The sequence below is a fragment of the Pseudomonas protegens CHA0 genome, assembly GCF_000397205.1.
In the GTDB taxonomy this organism is placed as follows: Bacteria; Pseudomonadota; Gammaproteobacteria; order Pseudomonadales; family Pseudomonadaceae; genus Aquipseudomonas; species Aquipseudomonas protegens.
This window is the reverse complement of record NC_021237.1, coordinates 3,315,482-3,335,150: the sequence shown is the minus strand read 5'-3', so window position 1 is coordinate 3,335,150 and position 19,669 is coordinate 3,315,482. Positions and strand designations below refer to the sequence as shown.

General features: G+C 63.3%; 17 protein-coding genes. 10 read left to right on the top strand and 7 right to left on the bottom strand.

The genetic code is table 11. The annotated features are described in order from the left end of the window. Positions 1-105: 105 nt before the first annotated feature. Both PFLCHA0_RS15020 and PFLCHA0_RS15015 read right to left on the bottom strand, forming a co-directional pair. Positions 106-642 carry a hypothetical protein gene (locus PFLCHA0_RS15020; RefSeq protein ID WP_011061248.1) on the bottom strand — a complete coding sequence of 179 codons (537 nt, stop codon included), beginning with the start codon at positions 640-642 and terminating at the stop codon, positions 106-108. A gap of 37 nt (positions 643-679) precedes the next feature. Beyond that, the gene (locus tag PFLCHA0_RS15015) at positions 680-898 is read right to left on the bottom strand and encodes a PLDc N-terminal domain-containing protein (protein WP_015635581.1); all 219 of its coding nucleotides are present in this window, start codon (positions 896-898) and stop codon (positions 680-682) included. 246 nt (positions 899-1,144) lie between these two features. Between PFLCHA0_RS15015 and PFLCHA0_RS15010 the strand changes: the two genes are divergently transcribed. Then, positions 1,145-1,840, top strand: a complete 696-nt coding sequence (locus PFLCHA0_RS15010) for a peptidoglycan DD-metalloendopeptidase family protein (protein WP_172621746.1) — start codon at positions 1,145-1,147, stop codon at positions 1,838-1,840. Between the two features lie 220 nt (positions 1,841-2,060). On the opposite strand, the gene PFLCHA0_RS15005 is transcribed toward PFLCHA0_RS15010, so the two are convergent. Both PFLCHA0_RS15005 and PFLCHA0_RS15000 read right to left on the bottom strand, forming a co-directional pair. Continuing rightward, positions 2,061-2,816: a response regulator transcription factor gene (locus tag PFLCHA0_RS15005; RefSeq protein ID WP_015635579.1), complete on the bottom strand. Its 756-nt coding sequence runs from the start codon at positions 2,814-2,816 to the stop codon at positions 2,061-2,063. Positions 2,817-3,038: 222 nt separating this feature from the next. Further along, on the bottom strand, positions 3,039-3,464 hold the full coding sequence (locus PFLCHA0_RS15000) for a response regulator transcription factor (RefSeq protein WP_015635578.1): 426 nt from the start codon (positions 3,462-3,464) through the stop codon (positions 3,039-3,041). Between the two features lie 435 nt (positions 3,465-3,899). On the opposite strand from PFLCHA0_RS15000, the gene PFLCHA0_RS14995 reads away from it, so the two are divergent. Both PFLCHA0_RS14995 and PFLCHA0_RS14990 read left to right on the top strand, forming a co-directional pair. After that, a complete protein-coding gene (locus PFLCHA0_RS14995; RefSeq protein WP_015635577.1) occupies positions 3,900-4,526 on the top strand; it encodes a response regulator transcription factor in 627 nt (208 codons plus the stop codon). Between the two features lie 10 nt (positions 4,527-4,536). Next, positions 4,537-7,743, top strand: coding sequence for an ATP-binding protein (locus PFLCHA0_RS14990; protein WP_051167108.1), 3,207 nt, complete (start codon positions 4,537-4,539; stop codon positions 7,741-7,743). A 30-nt stretch (positions 7,744-7,773) separates the two neighbouring features. On the opposite strand, the gene PFLCHA0_RS14985 is transcribed toward PFLCHA0_RS14990, so the two are convergent. Continuing rightward, complete coding sequence (locus PFLCHA0_RS14985) at positions 7,774-8,688, bottom strand: helix-turn-helix domain-containing protein (protein WP_015635575.1); 915 nt, start codon at positions 8,686-8,688, stop codon at positions 7,774-7,776. A 163-nt stretch (positions 8,689-8,851) separates the two neighbouring features. On the opposite strand from PFLCHA0_RS14985, the gene PFLCHA0_RS14980 reads away from it, so the two are divergent. Genes PFLCHA0_RS14980 through PFLCHA0_RS14970 form a run of 3 tightly spaced genes read left to right on the top strand, consistent with a single transcriptional unit; the run spans position 8,852 to position 12,656 of the window. After that, positions 8,852-10,210 carry a glutamine synthetase family protein gene (locus PFLCHA0_RS14980; protein ID WP_011061241.1) on the top strand — a complete coding sequence of 453 codons (1,359 nt, stop codon included), beginning with the start codon at positions 8,852-8,854 and terminating at the stop codon, positions 10,208-10,210. 47 nt (positions 10,211-10,257) lie between these two features. Beyond that, positions 10,258-11,346, top strand: coding sequence for a polyamine ABC transporter substrate-binding protein (locus tag PFLCHA0_RS14975; protein WP_015635574.1), 1,089 nt, complete (start codon positions 10,258-10,260; stop codon positions 11,344-11,346). Continuing rightward, entirely contained in the window at positions 11,343-12,656 is a 1,314-nt protein-coding gene (locus PFLCHA0_RS14970; protein WP_015635573.1) for an NAD(P)/FAD-dependent oxidoreductase, read from the top strand. The genes PFLCHA0_RS14975 and PFLCHA0_RS14970 overlap by 4 nt, the downstream gene beginning before the upstream one ends. A 118-nt stretch (positions 12,657-12,774) precedes the next feature. On the opposite strand, the gene PFLCHA0_RS14965 is transcribed toward PFLCHA0_RS14970, so the two are convergent. Together PFLCHA0_RS14965 and PFLCHA0_RS14960 are read right to left on the bottom strand one after the other, a co-directional pair. Next, positions 12,775-13,722, bottom strand: coding sequence for an alpha/beta fold hydrolase (locus PFLCHA0_RS14965; RefSeq protein WP_011061238.1), 948 nt, complete (start codon positions 13,720-13,722; stop codon positions 12,775-12,777). A 122-nt stretch (positions 13,723-13,844) separates the two neighbouring features. After that, positions 13,845-14,588, bottom strand: a complete 744-nt coding sequence (locus tag PFLCHA0_RS14960; RefSeq protein WP_011061237.1) for a TetR/AcrR family transcriptional regulator — start codon at positions 14,586-14,588, stop codon at positions 13,845-13,847. A gap of 355 nt (positions 14,589-14,943) precedes the next feature. Between PFLCHA0_RS14960 and PFLCHA0_RS14955 the strand changes: the two genes are divergently transcribed. The 4 genes from PFLCHA0_RS14955 to PFLCHA0_RS14940 are packed head-to-tail and all read left to right on the top strand — an operon-like array spanning position 14,944 to position 19,612. Then, a complete protein-coding gene (locus PFLCHA0_RS14955; protein WP_015635572.1) occupies positions 14,944-15,648 on the top strand; it encodes an ABC transporter ATP-binding protein in 705 nt (234 codons plus the stop codon). After that, positions 15,645-16,844: an ABC transporter permease gene (locus tag PFLCHA0_RS14950; protein ID WP_015635571.1), complete on the top strand. Its 1,200-nt coding sequence runs from the start codon at positions 15,645-15,647 to the stop codon at positions 16,842-16,844. The genes PFLCHA0_RS14955 and PFLCHA0_RS14950 overlap by 4 nt, the downstream gene beginning before the upstream one ends. Further along, positions 16,837-18,327, top strand: a complete 1,491-nt coding sequence (locus PFLCHA0_RS14945; protein WP_011061234.1) for a TolC family protein — start codon at positions 16,837-16,839, stop codon at positions 18,325-18,327. Before PFLCHA0_RS14950 ends, PFLCHA0_RS14945 begins: the two co-directional genes overlap by 8 nt. Continuing rightward, on the top strand, positions 18,317-19,612 hold the full coding sequence (locus PFLCHA0_RS14940) for an efflux RND transporter periplasmic adaptor subunit (protein ID WP_015635570.1): 1,296 nt from the start codon (positions 18,317-18,319) through the stop codon (positions 19,610-19,612). The genes PFLCHA0_RS14945 and PFLCHA0_RS14940 overlap by 11 nt, the downstream gene beginning before the upstream one ends. Positions 19,613-19,669 lie beyond the last annotated feature (57 nt).

Sequence of the window (19,669 nt, the reverse complement as noted above, 5' to 3'; positions counted from 1 at the left end):
AGCGTGGCACCCAGGTGCCGCGTTCGCTTGCGCGGCACACCGGCCAGCTGGCGCCCATAGGCCGGTAGCGTTGTGTCCCGCAGCGCAGGCAGCGAGCCTGCGCCCTCAGGAGCCCGGATTGGTCACCTGGATATACACCGCCCAAATCCCCAGCAGCAGCCAGAACGCCGCGAACAACCAGGGCGAACGCATGGAAAACAGCAACGACTTGCGATAGCCCTTGTGGCTCGACTCGCTTTCGCAGAACAGCGGCGATTCATCATAGGCCAGGCCCATCACCGGTTCGCTGTGCAGCAGGTGGCTCTGCTTGAAATGCCAATGATCGATGATCTCGTAGGCGGCCCTGATGCCTGGCCAGGCATTGAGAGAGCTGAGGATCCCCAGCAACGCCAGGAAAGGCGGCACGGACAGAGTAAACAGCTTGCCCCATTCCGGATTGAGATTGGCCATGCACGAAGCGAAGGCGATTACCAAGAATGCCTGGGCCGTCAGGTAGGCATCGGTGCGGTTGGCCAGGATGCTGGTTTCGTATTGGATCTCCCGGCGATAGAAGTCCAGCCGTTCCTTGGGCGAGCCGAACATCTTGGCGTTGTGCTCGGTCAGCTCGGCTTCGTCCACATGGGATGTAAGAATTCTTGGCATGTCGTGATCAACCCTTCAGCGGGTTTGCCCCCCGTTTTCAGCTTCTGCCGCGCTCGGCCGGCGCGTCCCGGTTCAGGGCCTTGGGGCCGACCATCAGCCATAGCAACAGCCCCAACAGCGGCACGAAGATGATCACCACGATCCACAGCCCCTTGTTTTCTGCCCGCGCACCGCTGCGCAGCAGGCTTCTGATGGCCCAGATCTCGGCCAGCAGCACGATCACGGCCAGTACGATCAACAGGTATTGCACTTGCATAAGATTCCTCCCGGTCTGTACTGCCTTAGTGCGGTGCAGGCGACGAGGGTTCACAAAGATTGCCGTGGGCGTTCATGGCGCAGGAAAGATCAGCGTCCTGTGACATCCGGATTGAATTTAACCGCTGTGGCAGCGGTCTATAACGCGCCTCTTCATCGGCAAACAGGTATAGTTGCCGGCTTTATCGGCCTGGCTAACGCCGAAGTTTCGGGCCCCCTGGCCCCGTCAAGACATAGTGGATGTCGCGTGTTCGCAAGATTGCTTTTCATCGCATTGCTCCTGACCCTGTCAGCCTGCAGCTCCAGCCCTTCCAACTCCGGCCCCCTCAAGGCCGGCGAGTACCGGGTCAAGCGCGGCGACACGCTGTATTCCATTGCCAGCCGCAACGGCACCAACTGGAAGGAGGTGGCGCGGCTCAACGGCCTCAAGGCGCCTTATACCGTGGAGGTCGGCCAGGTGTTGCGGGTAGGCGGCGCGGCCAGGGCCACCCGGGTGGTCAGCAGCAAGTCGCGAACCACCGCCAGCAAGGGCCGAACAGCGCCCCCGGCCCCTGCCCCCATGCCCAAGGTCACCCTCAAGGGCTGGAGCTGGCCGTTGCGCGGAGTGCTGATCGGGCGCTTCTCCCCCACCGGCAAGCTCAACCAGGGCATCCGCATCGCCACCACCCAGGGCCAGCCGATCCACGCCACCCTGGGCGGCAAGGTGGCGTTCGCCGGCTACATGCGCGGTTACGGCAACCTGATGATTCTCCAGCACGGCCCCTCCTACACCAGCACCTACGCCTACAACAGCCGGCTGCTGGTCAAGGAAGGGCAGATGGTGATCAAGGGCCAGAAGATCGCCGAAGCCGGTTCCCAGGACACCGACCGCGCCCAGCTTTACTTCGAGATCCGCGCCAACGGCGTGCCGGTGGATCCGCTGCGCTTGCTGCCGCCGGGCTGAGCGAGTGACTGGCCTCGCAGCGCTCCTGCCCTCGATGTCCTCGAAAACCGCGCCCGCGCTGAATGCTGGGGTTTAGCAGGATGGTAAGCGCAACCTTCTTGATGCTTGCCATAGCGACTCTGTAGTGGCCGATGAGTTCGGCGCAAGCAATTGACGCGGGGCGCGTCAATAGCTCAAGGCCTGGAAACGAGCATCAGTGCTCACGCCTGTCACTGCCGCTCTAGATGGTGCTGCGGGTCGGCGGCAGCGTCGGCTCGCTGGCCTCATCATGAAAGGCGTCCTCTGCCGGCTCGCGGGAAGCAATATGCAGGTCCAGCTTGCGCTGCACCTTGAACAGCTCGGCGTCGGTGCGGATCCCCAGCTTTCTGAACGCGGCCTGCTTCTGCCCGCTGATGGTCTTGATGCTGCGGGAAAACTTGCTGGCGATCTGCGAGATCCGCAGGCCATCCAGAAAGCAGCGCAAGACTTCGTTCTCCTTGGGGGACAGGGTCTCAAGGCTGGTCAATGGCGGGCTGCCCGGCTCGGCGGCGGGGCCGATTGGCGGGTGCTGCACGGCGAAAGCCAGCAACGGCGACAGATAGAGCCGCTTGCTGGCTACCGTGCGGATGGCCGGAATCAGGTCGTCCAGGGATTGTGATTTGCCGAGAAAGCCATTGGCTCCGATATCGATGATCTGCTTGACGAAAAACGGCGTCTCGGTGGCTGAGGACACCAGGATCAGCAAGTGCGGGTATTTATTGCGCAACAGGCGGATCAGGCGCAGGCCATCCAGGTCGCATTCCTGCAGCTGGTAATCGAGCACCAGCAGGTCCAGTTCGGTATCACGCAGAGCCGAGATCAGCTCGCCGCTGCTGGCATACAAACCCACCAGCTGGAAATCCGCCACGCTCTGCAGCTGTAGCTGCATTGCCATGCGAATCAATGCGTGATCGTCCAGCACTGCGATGCGCAAGGGCTTGTTAACGACAAGTGACATAGCGCCTCCAGAACGTTCGATGGTGGTCTTCAGAACTGGATATTCCATCCTCTCAAGCCTCTAGTCCGAGTGGTCCTGGCCCACCGACCGTCACGGCCTTGCGACAGTCTTTCAGGTCACCAGTGCCGGGTACTCTAGAGCGCCGGCCGCCTCGCCATAACAAGAAACGTCTTGAAGTTTTCCAAAGAAAATCTTGAATCGAGGGCGACGCGGCCTGTTCGGCTAGGCGTCGTAGAGTGGCTTTTCCATGCTTGCCCGGCCATCGCTGAGCATGGCATAGCGCTCGCCACGGGCCAGGCTTCGCAGCGCATCAGCGTAGTCCGGCAAAGATTGCGTCTTGGCCATCACCCCATGCGCGCCCACGGCCTGTAGCTGCGAGGCAATTACAGGGTCGGGACGGTTCAGCAGCACGAGAATTTTCAGATTGGGGTAGCGGGTGATCAAGTTTCGTACCAGATGAACCGGGTCGCGATCCATCAGGTGGCCGATCATCAGCACGTCCAGTTGGTTTTGTTCCAGGGCCTCCAACATGTCGGCGAAATTGAAGAACTCGCTCAGGCACAGAACCGACTGCCCGGACAGATGCTTGAACAGGCCGTGGCGGACAATATTATGTTGCTCCAGTACCCCTACCCTTAACTTCAACATCGCTTGGTTCGACCTCAGGAAAATAGTTGGCCATCACACTGCTGGCACAGTGCACTAGAATGCCGCCCGCCACTCAGGCTCGCCCTGTGCCTGGCTGAATGACAGGGCAAGATAGGCTCTGCGTTGTGGATGGGCTTTAGGAATAGTCTTGAATTGCATTTACCCAATCGAGATCGGCGCCAAGAGCCCGTCAACCCGAAGCAATGGATTCGAAAACAGGAATTTTCTTGGCAGTACTCAGGTTGCTTCCTGCTAGCCTGCCAGTGACATTCTGATGACCCTGAAGGGCTTATTCGGCATCATTTTCTTATTTGAACTTTCCGCAAATCCGCCCTAGGTCAGAGAAAATTCTCAACCAGCCTCAGATTTCATCAAGGCGCTGACCGTTATTGGCTCACTTAATTACCTAGATATTTTGATTCTGGATAACCTGGCATGAGTAAAAGTGTACTGATCGTCGATGATCACCCGGTCGTCTGTGAGGCGATTCGCAAAACCCTGGAGACCCAGGGCTACACCATTGTTGGCGAAACGGCCGACGGTATCAGCGCTCTGAACATGATCCTGTCGCTGAGGCCCGACATCGTGATCCTGGACGTCAGCCTGGAGAAAATGGACGGCCTTACGGTGCTCAAGCGCATCGCCCAGGCGAACCTGGATGTGCGGGTGCTGGTGTTCACCGCCCAGTCCGTCGACACCTATGCCATGCGCTGCCTGCAGGCCGGAGCCAGTGGTTTCGTGAGCAAGAACGAACCCCTGACCAAACTGCTCAAGGCAGTGGACACTATCGTCGAGGGCTATGTTTTCTTCCCAAAGAAGTCGATGCCGTTCAGCGATGGCGGCCGCGGCAAACACAGCAGCGACGTCCTGGCGGCGCTGACCAATCGCGAACTGGAAGTCCTCAAGCTGCTCGCTGAGGGTCTGACCAATCTTGAGATCGCCGAGAAACTGCACCTGAGCAACAAGACCGTCAGCGGCCACAAGATCAATATCTTGAGCAAGCTTGGGGTCACTTCGGTGGTGGATCTGGTGAACATCGCCAGGCAGAACGAACTGGTCTGAGTAACCTGATGTGAGGTTACTGCCACGTCCGCTGTTTTTCATACTGATATTGTGGTTGGCCCTGCCGGTATTCGCGCAGGACAGGGTGAAGATCCGTGCCCGCCAGCCGCTGGACTTCCTCGATATTCGCCCCAGCATCGATGAACAGACCTGGCTGCGTAACAAAGAGGCCCTGTTGGTCGGCATCGTCAGTGGCGACCTGCCCCCCTACCGGGAAATCAATCAGCGCCATGAACTCGAAGGCATAGGAGCGGACTATCTGGGGGCCTTGCAGCGCGAGCTGGCGATCCCCGTGGAAGTCCGCACCTACCCCAATACGGATGCCGCCTATCACGCCTTGCGCAGGGGCGAGGTCGATCTGGTAGACAGCGCTACCCAGGTGGAAGCAGAGGATTACCAGGTCCGGCTGAGCCCAAGCTACGCGGTCACCGAACTGGCCCTGTATGCCGAGAGCGGTGATCTGCGGGACTACCGCGCGAACATCTCCAGGACACGGATCGCCGCCACCCGCGGCATGGCCCTGGAGCTCTATCTGCGCACCGGTGGACGGGGCCTGATCCAGCTGTACGATTCCCCCCGCGCCGCCATGGGCTCGGTACTCGATGGCGACGCAGACATCTACCTGGGGGACTCGCTGTCTACCGGCTATCTATCCAGCCAATTGTTCAGCGACCAGTTGGTGATCAGCCACAGTGCACGGTTGCCGGAAATCCGGGTCGGGTTTGCCGTGGCCCGTGACAATACCCACCTGCAACAGTTGCTCGAGCGAGCCCTGGGCGGCATCAAGCGCTGCCAGGTGATATCGGCGCTGCAGATGTGGGGCGGTACGGGTAACTGCGACTCCAACAGTTTTCGCGAACGCCTGGACGCCGATCAGCGTCTCTGGCTGGAGCATGCACCGCCGGTGCGGCTGGTGATCAGCGACGACCTGGCGCCCTATGCGTTTTTCAACAGCCGCGGGCTGTTCAACGGCATCGCTTCGGACCTTCTGGACCTCATCCGACGCAAGAGCGGGCTGCGCTTCGAGGTCTCCCGGGTCGGCTCGCTCAAGCAGGTCGACACCCGCCTGCGCGAAGGCCGTGCAGACCTCAGCATACTGGCCCGCGCCAACCCCAGGCGTGCGTCCTACCTGTACACCCGGCCCATCGTCACTACGCCCTATGTGATTGTGCGCAAGACCGACGCACCGCCCCTGGCACCGCTGAACCGCGACTCCATCGGCTCCGTGGCGCTCGCCTCCGGCTACCTGCAGAGCGAGGACCTGCGCGAGCGCTATCCACGGCTATGGGTCCAGCAGACATCCACCGTTGCCGAGGCCCTCAACCGGGTGCGCCAAGGCAAGGCGGACTTCACCCTGGCACCAGCCAACCTGGCCAACTACTACCTGTCCTTCAGGCTCCAGAACAGCCTGAAGATTCACGGCATGATGCAAGGCCAGGAAGCCCGGATCGCCTTCGCCGCACCGCAAAGCCAGCAGCAACTGATCGCCATCATCGACCAGGCCATGGCCGAGATCAGCCCTCAGGAATACCTGCAGGTCCTGGGTCGCTGGCGCGCCAGCGGCAGCACCGACGACAGCTACTGGAAAGGTGTGACGGCCTTCACCTGGAAAATCCTGGGCGGCCTGGGCCTGATGCTGATGCTGGCGGCCTGGTGGATTCTGAGCCAGCGACGACGGATCATTCGCAAGCGCCTGGACCTGCTGCAGCGCCAGTTGATCCTCGACCAGTTGCGCGATGCCAAAGAAGCCGCCGAGCATGCCAGCCGCAGCAAGACCGTGTTCCTGACCACCATGAGCCATGAGATCCGTACCCCCCTGAGCGCCATCGTCGGCATGCTGGAGCTGGTGCTGACCCGTGACAACGACCGCGAACTCAATACCCGTTCCGTGCATATCGCCTACGAGTCGGCGCAGAACCTGCTGGCGCTGATCGGCCATATCCTGGATATCTCGCGGATCGAATCCGGGCGCCTGACCCTGCGCCCGGAAGCCGCCAGCCTCAAGGACCTGATCGAATCGGTGGCCAATGTCTTCGATGGCCTGGCCCGCCAGAAGCACCTGGACATCCACCTGCAGTTCGATGCCTGGGCCACCGCGCAAGTGTGGATCGATGGCCTGAAGTTCAAGCAGATCATCTCCAACCTGCTGAGTAACGCGATCAAGTTCACCGAACAGGGCGAGATCCATATCCGTTGCGTGGGCCAGGTGAAAGATCAACACTTTCTCGACTTCCATGTCGAAGTGATCGACACCGGCCCGGGCATTCCGGCTTCGCAGATCCAGAAGATCTTCACCCCGTTCTTCGAGGTCGACAGCGTGGTCAGCAACCCCAACGCCGGGTCGGGGCTGGGCCTGTCCATCAGTCATTCGCTGACCCAGTTGATGAACGGCAGCCTGCAAGTCCAGAGCGAACTTGGCGTAGGTACCCGCATGACCTTCAAGGCCTGTTTTCAGCGCGTTGCCGACGAGCGCAGCAGCGCCACCGACAGCGCGGAACAAGCGGTGCTCAACAGCACCGACCAGCCCCTGTGCGTGTTGATCGTCGAAGACCACCTGCCCAGCCAGTACCTGCTCAACCAGCAGATCAACTACCTGGGACACGAGGCCCTGATCGCCTACAACGGCCTGGAAGGCCTGGCCATGTGGCAGGAGCATGACGTGGATATCATCATCACCGACTGCAACATGCCGCAGATGAGCGGCCATGAGATGAGCCAGGCGATCCGGCGCATGGAGGGCCAGATGGGGGTGCGCCCCTGCACCATCATCGGCCTGACCGCCAGCGCCCAGCTTGAGGAACTGGAACGCTGCCTGGCTTCGGGCATGGACAGTGCCCTGACCAAGCCGATCAGCCTTGCCGGGCTGAACCGCCTGATCCCCAAGCTGAGCCTGACGCCCCCCCAGGCGCAGAGCGCGGTGCCGTCGTTGAACGGCGACATCCACGCCGCTCTGGCCGAGCACGTGATCAACAGCAACAACGAGGAACTGCAGGCCTTGAGCAAGGCCCTGGCCAGTGGCAATCGCCAGGCCCTGAAAGCCATCGCCCACAAGCTCAAGGGCACGGCCTACCTGCTCAATACCCAAGGTTTGCTGGAGCTGTGCGTCAGCCTGGAAGAGCTGGTGGCCGAGGCGGCCCAGGAGCAGCAATTGTCCAGCGCCGTGGCCCGGCTGGATCAGGCCCTGCGCGACCTCAACCAGTCATTGCAAGTGTACTGAGGGCTTGCCCGCAAGGCCCGGGCGCACGCCCTAGCGACGCGCCACGGCACTGCGTTTCAAGGTCTGGCTCGGCAGCTCCTTGAACAGCGCCCGGTAACTGCTGGAAAACCGCCCCAGGTGCCAGAACGACCAGTGCATCGCCACCTCGGCCACCGTGGTCTCAGTCGACCCTCGGCTGAGCAGTTCGCGGTGCGCGCTGTTGAGCCGACGCAGGCGCAGCCATTGGCTGGGGGCCATCCCGGTAAAGGCCTTGAACGCACTCTGCAACTGGCGCAGGGACACTCCGGCTACCTGGGACAGCTCCAGCAGGTTGAGGGTTTCCTCGGGCACGTCGGCGGCCCACTGCGCTACCCGTTGCATGATCCCCCGCTCCTCGCTGCGCCGTTGCAGGCCGCCGCGGTCCAGGCGCACGCAGGCGTTGTCGAGGATGTACAGGCAGTCCTCCAGGAGTTGCTGGGTCAGGGCTTCGCGGCTGGGCGGGTCGAGGGTCTGGGACAGGCGGGTCAGGGTCGAACTCAGCCAGCGGCAGAACAAGGCGTTCTGCTGGCTGTTGAGGGGCGCCATGAACAGCCCGTCGAGGCGCTCCACACCCAGGCCGTGGCCGCGGACGAACTCGGGGCCGAACACCACCGCCACTTCCTGGTAGTTCTCCGGGGTGATCCAGATATTGCGGCTCTCGCCATTGAGCACGTACAGCGCGTTGTCGCTGCGGTCGAAACAGAACGCCAGGGCGCCTTGGGGGGCACTGAAATTCTGCTCGACCCGGGTATTCATGCATTCCTCGTAGATCTCCACGCCCTGCAGGTCCAGGTAGCGCACCAGGCCGTTGAAATGGCCAGGGGACATCTGCTGGTAATGCTGGACCCAACCCGGGGTGGCACGGATCTGATCGGCGACATCGAAGGTGTTGAACGCTTGGACCTGAAGCGGATTGGACGCTGTCATCGGGGGACCTTACGCACTCGTTTGGTGCGTTTTGGTTCTGCTTAAAGTGGATAGATGGAACAACAAGGCTCGCCCAAGATAGTCGCCAATGCGCCGCAGGGGAAGCCTTGCCGGGATACTCCCGCTCACCTCGGAGCAGATAAAACCAATCATCGAGGTCTTTATGAACGCCCCTTTCGATCAGCTTTCCTCCTGGCTGAAAGATCACAAGATTACCGAAGTAGAGTGCGTGGTCAGCGACCTGACCGGCATTGCCCGCGGCAAGATCGCACCCACCAACAAGTTCCTGCATGAGCGAGGCATGCGCCTGCCGGAAAGTGTCCTGCTGCAAACGGTAACCGGGGATTTTGTCGACGACGACCTGTACTACGAACTGCTGGACCCGGCCGATATCGACATGGTCTGCCGCCCCGACTCGTCATCGATCTACCTGGTGCCCTGGGCCATCGAACCCACCGCCATCGTCATCCACGACACCTTCGACAAATTCGGCAACCCCATCGAACTGTCGCCGCGCAACGTGTTGAAGAAAGTGCTGCAGCTGTACACCGACAAGGGCTGGAAGCCGATCGTCGCCCCGGAAATGGAGTTCTACCTGACCCAGCGCTGCGAAGACCCGGACCTGCCGCTCAAGGCTCCCCTGGGCCGCTCCGGCCGAGCGGAAAGCGGTCGCCAGTCGTTCTCCATCGATGCCGCCAACGAATTCGACCCGCTGTTCGAAGATGTCTACGACTGGTGCGAAGCCCAGGGCCTGGACCTGGACACGCTGATCCACGAAGACGGCCCGGCGCAGATGGAAATCAACTTCCGCCACGGCGACGCCCTGGACCTGGCGGACCAGATCACCGTGTTCAAGCGCACCCTGCGCGAGGCGGCGCTCAAGCACAACGTCACCGCCACCTTCATGGCCAAGCCGGTGGCCGACGAGCCCGGCAGCGCCATGCACCTGCACCAGAGCGTGGTGGACATCGACACCGGCAAGCCGATCTTCGTCGATGCCAACGGTGAGAAAAGCAAGCTGTTCCTGCACCACATCGGCGGCCTGCAGAAGTACATCCCCAAATTGCTGCCGATGTTCGCCCCCAACGTCAACTCGTTCCGCCGCTTCCTGCCGGACACCTCGGCCCCGGTGAACGTCGAATGGGGTGAGGAAAACCGCACCGTGGGCCTGCGGGTTCCGACCGCAAGCCCCGACGCCATGCGCGTGGAAAACCGCCTGCCCGGCGCCGACGCCAACCCCTACCTGGCCATTGCCGCCAGCCTGCTGTGCGGCTACCTGGGCATGGTCGAGGGCATCGAGCCCAGCGCCGCGGTGGAAGGCCGGGCCTACGAGCGGCGCAACCTGCGCCTGCCGATCACCATCGAGGACGCCCTGGCACACATGGAGGACTGCCCGACCATCGAGCAGTACCTGGGGCGCAAGTTCGTGCGCGGCTACGTGGCGGTCAAGCGTGCCGAACACGAGAACTTCAAGCGCGTGATCAGCTCCTGGGAACGCGAGTTCCTGCTGCTCAGCGTCTGACAACCCGCATTCTGCAATCAACAAAAACAACCCGAAGAGGTGTCGATATGCGTCTTTTGAAAGCAGTGGTCCCGGCAGCATTGGCGGTCTTGTGCAGCACCGCCGTCCAGGCACAACCCAGTGTCAGCGTGTACAACTGGACCGACTACATCGGCCAGACCACCCTCGCCGACTTCCAGGGCAAGACCGGGGTCAAGGTGATCTACGACGTCTTCGACTCCAACGAAACCCTGGAGGGCAAACTGCTGGCCGGGCGCACCGGCTACGACGTGGTAGTGCCCTCCAACCACTTCCTGGCGCGCCAGGTGAAGGCAGGCGCGTTCCTCAAGCTCGACCGCTCGCAGTTGCCCAACTGGAAGAACCTGGACCCCAAGCTGCTGGCCCTGCTGGAGCAGAACGACCCCGGCAACCAGTACTCGGTGCCCTACCTCTGGGGCACCAACGGCATCGGCTACAACGTCGACAAGGTCAAGCAGGTACTGGGCATCGACCACATCGACTCGTGGGCGGTGCTGCTGGAGCCTGAGAACCTCAAGAAGCTGCAGCAGTGCGGGGTGTCGATGATGGACTCGCCGGATGAAGTGTTCCCGGCGGTGCTCAACTACCTGGGCCTGGACCCGCGCAGCGAGAACCCCGAGGACTACAAGAAGGCCGAGGCCAAGCTGCTGACCCTGCGCCCCTACATCACCTACTTCCACTCCTCCAAGTACGTTTCGGACCTGGCCAACGGTGATATCTGCATCGCCTTCGGTTACTCCGGAGACGTGTTCCAGGCCGCCAACCGGGCCAAGGAAGCCAAGAACGGGGTGAACATCGCCTATTCGATTCCCAAGGAAGGCAGTAACCTGTGGTTCGACCTGCTGGCGATTCCCGCCGATGCCGGCAACGTCAAGGAAGCCCACGCCTTCATCAACTACCTGCTGGACCCGCAAGTGATCGCCAAGGTCAGCGCCTATGTCGGCTACGCCAACCCCAACCCGGCTTCCCAGCAGTACATGGAGGCCGACCTGGTGAACAACCCCGAGGTCTATCCACCTCAGGCCGTGCTCGACAAGCTGTACATCTCCACCACCCAGTCGCCGGCCATCATGCGCTTGATGACCCGCTCCTGGAGCAAAGTGAAGTCCAACAAATGATTCAGCCAAACCTTTCGGGCAGCGCCAACGGGCATGCCCGCTCCTACTACGCCGCCTCGGCCGGCAGCCTGCCCGGCTACCCATCGCTGGAGGGCCAACCGAGCGCCGACGTCTGCGTGATCGGCGGCGGTTTCACCGGGGTCAACACCGCCATCGAGCTGGCCCGGCGCGGGCTCTCGGTGATCCTCCTGGAAGCCCGGCGCATCGGCTGGGGCGCCAGCGGGCGCAACGGCGGCCAACTGATCCGCGGCATTGGCCACGAGGTCACAGGCTTTGCCCGCTACGTCGGCCAGGAAGGGGTGAAATACCTCGAGCAGGCCGGCATCGACTCGGTGGAGGTGGTACGCCAGCGCATCAGCGAACATGCCATCGACTGCGACCTGCGCTGGGGCTTCTGTGAGCTGGCCAACACCCCGGCCCAGTTCGCCGCCTTCCAGGCCGAGCAGGACAGCCTGGTCAGGCTGGGCTACCGCCACCCCACTCGGCTGGTGGCGCCCCAGGACATGCAGCAGGTGGTGGCCTCCTCGGCGTATGCCGGGGGGCTGGTGGACATGGGCTCTGGGCACTTGCACCCGCTCAAGCTGGTGCTGGGCGAAGCGCGGCTGGCAGCGTCCCTGGGGGTGAGGATCTTCGAGCAGAGCCCGGTGCTGGAACTGACCCACGGCGACAGTGTGAAAGTGCGCTGCGCGACCGGCACCGTCACTGCCGGGCACCTGGTGCTGGCCTGCAATGCCCACCTGGAAGACCTCGAGCCGCGGCTCAGTGGCAAGGTGCTGCCGGCGGGCAGCTACATCATCACCACCGAGCCGCTGGCCGAGGCCCGGGCCAGGCAACTGATCCCGGACAACCTGGCGCTGTGCGACCAGAAAGTCGGCCTGGACTACTACCGCCTGACCGCGGACCGGCGCTTGCTGTTCGGCGGTGCCTGCCACTATTCGGGGCGTGATCCGGCGGATATTGCCGGCTACATGCGACCCAAGATGCTCAAGGTCTTCCCGCAGTTGCAGGATGTGGCGATCGACTTCCAGTGGGGCGGCAAGATCGGCATCACCGCCAATCGCTTCCCCCAGGTCGGGCGCCTGTCGCAGTACCCCAATGTGTACTACGCCCAGGGCTATTCCGGGCATGGCCTAAACGTCACCCACTGGACTGCGCGGCTACTGGCCGAAGCCATCCATGCCGGCCACAGTCGCGGCCTGGACGTGTTCAGCGGCGTGCCGCACATGACCTTCCCCGGCGGCCCGGCCCTGCGGGCACCACTGCTGGCCCTGGGCATGCTCTGGCACCGGATGCGGGAAATGCTCGGTTGATCGGCCCCCTTCGCTGGCACCACCCGGCCTCGTAGCATCCGGCTTGCCGGCGAACACCTTGCGCCGCACCTGCTGGCGTGTTCGCTGGCACGCCAGCTCCTGCGGGGCGGCGGGTTCCCTAGGTGAACCGGCGCTGCAGGAAATCCAGCAACAGGGCATTGACCTGCTGCGGCCGTTCGTTCTGGATCCAGTGCCCGCAGTCCGCCAGCAGGTGCTGCTCAAGGTCCGCCACCTTGCCCGGCATGCGCTTGAGGGTATGGGCTTCCAGTACACCCACCGGGTCCTGGTCGCCCAGCAGGAACAAGGTCGGTTGCTGGACCTGGGCATCGGCCAGGAACTCGGTGCGCTTCCAGGTCCGCTCGAAATTGCGGTACCAGTTCAGGGCACCGCGAAAGCCGCGCCCGGCAAAGGTCTGGCGATAGGCCTGGAAATCCTCCTCGCTGCACCACTGCGGCAACCCTGCGGGCACCGTCACCCCGTCGAACAAGCGGGCATCGGCCGGCTTGGGTTGCAGCAATGCACCGACATTGCCCATGAACAGGCGCAGGCTGGCGTCTATATCGGCGTCCAGTTCCGCCTCGGCCACTCCCGGCTGCTGGAAGTAGAGGATGTAGTTGAAATGCTCGCCGTGCACCTGGCGCATGATCTCGCTGGCCGGGCGTTTCGGCCGCCCGGCAAAGGGCACCGACAGGGTCACCAGCGCCGCCACCCGCTGCGGCTCCAGCAGCGCCAGGTGCCAGGCCACGGGGGCGCCCCAGTCGTGGCCGACGATGCACACCCGCTGCTGGCCGAAGGCGTGCATGGCCTGCTGGATATCGGCGCACAGGGTCAGCAGGTCGTAGGCCTGCACCGCCTCGGGAGCCGAGCTGCGGCCATAGCCACGCATTTCCGGGACGAACACCCGGAACCCCGCTGCCACCAGGGCCGGCACTTGATGGCGCCAGGAATGCCAGCACTCGGGAAAACCGTGCAGCAGCCATACCGGCTGCCCGTGTTCCGGGCCGCTGACCCGCACACTGAGCTCGATGCCGTTGACGGCCAGAACATGCTGTTGGGAGGAACTCATGGCGAATGCTCCAAGGCAGATGCAAGGAGCAGAACCTAGCAGATGTGGGCACCTGCCCCGAGAATCATTGACGCTCCGAATGATCCTGCTGCGCTGTCGGGGCCGGGCGGCTCAGCCGGGAATCAGCCGGCCAGGGAATGGGATTGCTGACGGATCAGGCGCTGGGTATCGAGGACTTTCTCCAGGGCCTGCTCGGAATCGGGGTCCTGCATGGGGGCGCGAATCGCCGCCGACACCAGGCTGATGAGCTTGGCCATGACTTCAGCATCGGTGGCCGGGCGTCCAAGGCTCATAGCCTGCATCAGCAGGCGCAGCTCGGTGCCGGCCATGACGCCGGAAATAGCCTTGAGGGCAAATTGCAGGCGCACCCCCAGCTCGTTGCGCGGCAGGTCCGGCAAAGCCAGGGCAAAGGCCTTGAAGAAGCGCTCGAACACCGGCTGGTAATGCTCCTTGAGGTATTCCTGGATAAAGGGCGAAGTATCGCTGTAGACCCGGCCAAGGAAGCGGATGAACGAGCGCCCTTCCACGCCGCCACTCTCGTCGCTGCGCTCGAGGCCCATGGCCGGGGCGAACAGCACCCCCAGCAGGGTTTCGCAGTCCAGCGGGCCCTCGGCCTGTTCCTCGCACTTGGCCAGCAGTTCCAGGCGCTGATCATTGAGTGGCCCCAGGCGCTGCATCAACAGGGCCTTCATCAGCGAATCCTTGTCGCCGAAGTGGTAGTTCACCGCCGCCAGGTTGACCTTGGCCCGCTCGGTGATCTGGCGCAGCAGCACCGCGTCGTAGCCGTACTTGATAAATAATGCCTCGGTCGCTTCCAGCAGTCGGGTCTTGGTGACATTGGGGGCACTGAGTTTCTTGGCGACCATGGAGGACTAACCTTTGCTGGGATGAAAAACTGACCGTTCGAACAGTGTTTAAAAAAAAAATTTGATTTTTTATACCTGCGAGAAGCCCTAAAAGCAAGCGCCCGAGGGACCGTCACGGTGGCCACCGGCCTTTTTGTGACCCACGGGTTTCTCCGCAAAAAAACCTGGAAAAAGCCCTCAATTACCCGGTTCAGACGGCTGGCGTGGCAGGATGAACGCAGTTACTATTCAAACAATGTTTTTAAAATAATAAATAAAACCAGAGCTTGGCCCTGCCCCTGAATACCCCTGTTGCGTGATCCCTGCGCCCCGTGGTTGTTCAAGCAGCCAGTCGAGCCAGCCGGCGCGGTAAGCGATGACAGAGACGATAATCGAGCAAGGTTTTATCTCCCTGCAGGGCATAGGCAAGAGCTATCGGCTGGCGGAGCAACCGCTCCACATTCTCAAGAACGTCTCCCTTTGCATCGAGGCCGGTGAAAGCTGCGCCATCCTGGGTGCCTCCGGTTCCGGCAAAAGCACCCTGCTGAACATTCTCGGCCTGCTGGATCTGCCCGACAGCGGCGACTATCACTTTGCCGGCCACGATATCTTCCGCGCCAGCCCCGACCAGTTGGCGGCGATCCGCAACCAGCAGATCGGCTTCGTGTTCCAGAGCTTCAACCTGCTGCCGCGTCTCAGCGCCCTGGACAACGTCGCCCTGCCCCTGAGCTACCGCGGCGTGGCCCGGCGTGATTCCCTGGAGCGGGCCATGCACATGCTCGACCAGGTAGGCCTCGGGCAACGCGCCGACCACCGCCCGGCGGACCTTTCCGGCGGCCAGCGCCAGCGGGTGGCGATCGCCCGGGCCCTGGTGGGCGAACCCTCGGTGATCCTCGCCGACGAACCCACCGGCAACCTCGACAGCCACACCGCCCAGGACATCATGGACCTGCTGCTGGCGCTGAACCGCGAGCGTCGGGTGACCCTGATCATCGTCACCCACGACCCCAATATCGCCCAGCGCCTGGAACGGCAGATCCGTGTCACCAATGGCGTGGTGCAGGAGGTCTGCCCGGCATGAGCCTCAAGGTCGAGCAAAGCGCCAGCCAGCTGCTGCACGAAGCCTTCGTCAGCCTGCGCACCCTGGGCAAGCGTTCGATCCTGGCCCTGCTGGGCATCGTCATCGGCAGTTCCTCGGTGGTGGCACTGATCAACATCGGCCACAACGCCGCCGAGGACGCCGCGGCGATCTTCCAGAACATGGGCACCGACACCCTGGTGGCCCGCTTTCCCGCCAGCGCCGACAGCCGCACGCCGCTGCCCGCGGCCCTGGACACCCGGGCGCTGAGCCAGGCGGTGCCTAGCCTGGTCAACATTGCCCCGACGGTGTTGCTCAGCGCCACGCTTATTCGCAATGGCCGCTCCGCCAACGCCAGCGTGGTGGGCGCGACCGCCGAGCTGGCGCCGGCCATGCGTCTGCAGTTGCGTGAGGGGCGCTTTCTCTCGGACTTCGATCAGAACGAAATCTATGCGGTGATCGGCCATCAGGTGGCTCAGACCCTGGGCGCCGCCGGGGCCCCGCTGCAACTGGGGGACCGGGTGCGGATCAACGACTACCTGTTCCTGGTCATCGGTATCCTGCAGAACCAGCCCAGCGCGGTGCTGGTGCCAATCCAGGCCAATGACTCGGTGTTCCTGCCCCAGGGCAGCATGCGGCGGATTTTCCCTTCGCCACAGATCGACAACGTGGTGACCCGGGTCGCCGGTGGCCAGAACATGGAGCAGGTCGCCGCGGCCATGACCCAGGCCTTGAAAAAGATCCTGCGCGGACGTGAGGTGGAAGTGCAGGTCCCGCAGCAGATCATCGACGGCATGACCCGGCAGAGCCGCACCTTTGGCTACCTGCTGATGGCCCTGGGCGGCATTTCCCTGGTGGGGGGTGGCGTGGGGGTGATGAACGTGATGCTGATGAATGTCTCGGAGCGCCGCCGCGAGATCGGCATCCGCATGGCCCTGGGCGCCCGGCAAAAGGACATCCGCAACCTGTTCCTGCTGGAGGCGGTTAGCCTGACCGCAGTCGGCGCCCTGTCGGGGGCGATACTGGGCGTCGCCTCGGCCTTTATCTACGCCCGGATGTCCGGCTGGCACTTCTCCCTGGCGGGAGCCGCACTGCCGCTGGGGATCGGGAGCACCCTGCTGGTGGGCCTGTTTTTCGGCCTGTACCCGGCCATTTCGGCATCCAGACTGCAACCGGTGGAGGCGTTGCGCGATGAATGACTGGCGCCTGCGAACACTCGCCTGCCTGTGCCTTTTGTACTTGCCGGCGCTCAGCGCCGATGAGCGGGTGGATCGCCCCTCCGCTCCCACCATGCGCAGCGACTACTCGCGCAGCGCCCTGCTCAGCCAGCAGGTCACCGACCTGACCCTGGGGGACGCGGTCTACCTGGGCTTGCGCAACAACCGCAGCATCCGCAGTTCGTACCTGCAGCGGGTGGCGCAGAAGTTCGACCTGCGGGTGGCCGAGGATGTGTTCAACCCCAAGCTGCTGATCACCGGCAACTACCGCACCACCCGGGGCAGCAGCGACACCACGCAGAACCTCAACATGGCCCCGGCCACCAGCCTGTTGAGCGAGTACGGCACGCGCCTGAGCATGGCCTGGATCCAGGACCTGAACAAAGCCGATCGGGCCGGCCGCCAGCGCAGCGACGGCCTGGACCTGGCGATCATCCAGCCATTGCTGCGCGGCGCCGGCTGGGACGTGACCACCGCGCCGTTGCGCCTGGCGCGCATCACCGAACAAAGCAACCGCCTCAACCTCAAGGCCGGGGTCGCCCAGACCATCACCGCGATCATTACCACCTACCGCGAGCTGCTGCGTTCCCAGGAACAGCTGACCATCGCCCAGGAAGCCCTCAAACGCGCCAATGCCCTGCTGGAAGTCAACCGCGCGCTGATCAGCGCCGGGCGCATGGCCGAGTTCGAGATCGTGCAGACCGAAGCCGACATCGCCAGCCAGGAGCTGGGGGTGGAGGAAGCGCGCAACCAGGTGGACGTCAACCGCCTGTCGCTGCTGCGTCTGCTGGCCCTGGACATGTCCAGCCGGATCCACGCCAGCGAGGCCCTGCAGGCGGCCAAGATCAGCATCGACCAGCGCGAGGCCCTGCGGCTTGCGCAGATCCAGCAGCCCGAATACCTGGCTACCCTGCTGGGCAGCCAGCAGGCCGATCTGAACCTGGTGATCGCCAAGGACCAGTCGCGCTGGGACGTATCCCTGGTGGCCGGGGCCAACCAGACCCGCAGCCGCTATGACAATGACACCAGCAACGGTTCGGACCGGCGCTGGGACAGCTACGCCGGGGTCCAGGTGCAGATTCCCATTGGCGACCTGAGTACCCGCCAGGCCGAGGTCCACGCCCGGGTCAATGTGGAGAACCAGGAAATCCTCCTGGCCGATGCCCGCCAGGTGCTGGAGCGTGACGTCAACAACGTGGTGCGCGACCTGGGCACCCGCTGGCGCCAGTACGAGATTGCCCAGCGCGCCAGCGAACTGTCCAAGCGCAAGCTGGACATCGAACGGGAAAAGCTCAGTGCCGGCCGTTCCAGCAACTTCCAGGTGCTGAGTTTCGAGGGTGACCTGCGCAACGCCGAGAATGCCCGGCTCAATGCGCTGATCGCCTACCTGAACGCCCAGACGCAACTGGACCTGACCCTGGGCATGACTTTGGAGAGCTGGGACATTGCGCTCAATGACTTCTGACAAGCCGCAGGCGAGCAAGCGCCGTCGCCATACCCTGCAAGCGCTGGCCCTGGCCGTCGCCCTCGCCGTGGGCGCCGCTGCCCTGGTCACCCTCCAGTCCCCCGCCAGCACTCCGGCCAGCGAGGCCCGCTGGGTCAGCGTGCAAGGCACGGTACTGACTCACCAGATCGGCCTGGTGGGCAAGATCGAACCCCAAAAGACCGTGGTCCTCACCGCCCCGTTCGAAGGCAATGTGCAGGCCAGCCTGGTGGAACAGGGCCAGCGCGTAGAGGCCGGCCAGGTCCTTTTGCAGATGGACCCGGGGCTGGTGGAGATCCAGTCGCGCGAAGCCCTTTCCACCTTGCTCAAGGCCCGCCGCACCGTCCAGGAGCTGCAGGACTGGAACAACGGCGCCGTGGTCACCCGAGCCCGCCGTACCCTGCGCAACTCGCAGATGTCCCTGGCCAATACCGAACGCAAGCTGCGGGAAAGCCAGAACCTGTTCCAGCGCGGAATCATTCCGCGCAACGAGCTCAACGACCAGGAGCAACAGGCACAGATGCAGCGCCTGGACCTGGCCGCCGCCCAGAGTGAATTGCAGCAGGCGCTGAACCAGGGCACGGGGGAATACCGGCAGATTGCCGAAATGGAGTTGACCAACGCCACGGTCAAGTACGACGCCCTGCGCAAACTGCTGGAGCACAAGAACGTGGTCGCCCCCTTTGCCGGCATCGTGGTGCCGCCACCCAATGGCGGCGCGGGCCCGAACACCGCCGGTGCCGCCAACGGTCCGGTGCAGACCGGTTCACGCCTGAGCCCGGGGCAAGTGCTGTTCGGCCTGGCCAACATCGAACAGCTGAAGATCGTCAGCAAGGTGTCGGAGCTGGACATCAACCAACTGCACCAGGGGCAGCGCGTGGAAATTCTCGGTGATGGCTTTGATGGTGAACGCCTGGAAGGCGTGGTGGATATCGTCAGCAGCCTGGCCCTGCCCAACGAAACCGCAGGTGCCGGAGCGCAATTCCCGGTGACCCTGTCGGTGCCCAAGCTCAGCCGCGAACAACTGCAACGGGTGCGCCTGGGCATGAGCGCGCGGCTGACCATCGTCACCTACCGCAACGACCAGGCCATCGTGCTGCCGCCTGCGGCGATCCAGCGCGACGCCGACGGCATGAGCGTGGAATACCGGGCAACGGCCGATCAACCAGGCCAGCGGGTGCCGGTGACCGTGGGCCAATCGACCCCGGAGGGCGTGGAAGTGTTCGGCCTGCAACCGGGCCAGGTCCGCCTGCCCAACGCCTTGTAGGCGCTGGCTAGCCAGCGAAGGCGCCTTCGGAAACGGCGCAAGGCCCAGGGGCCTCTT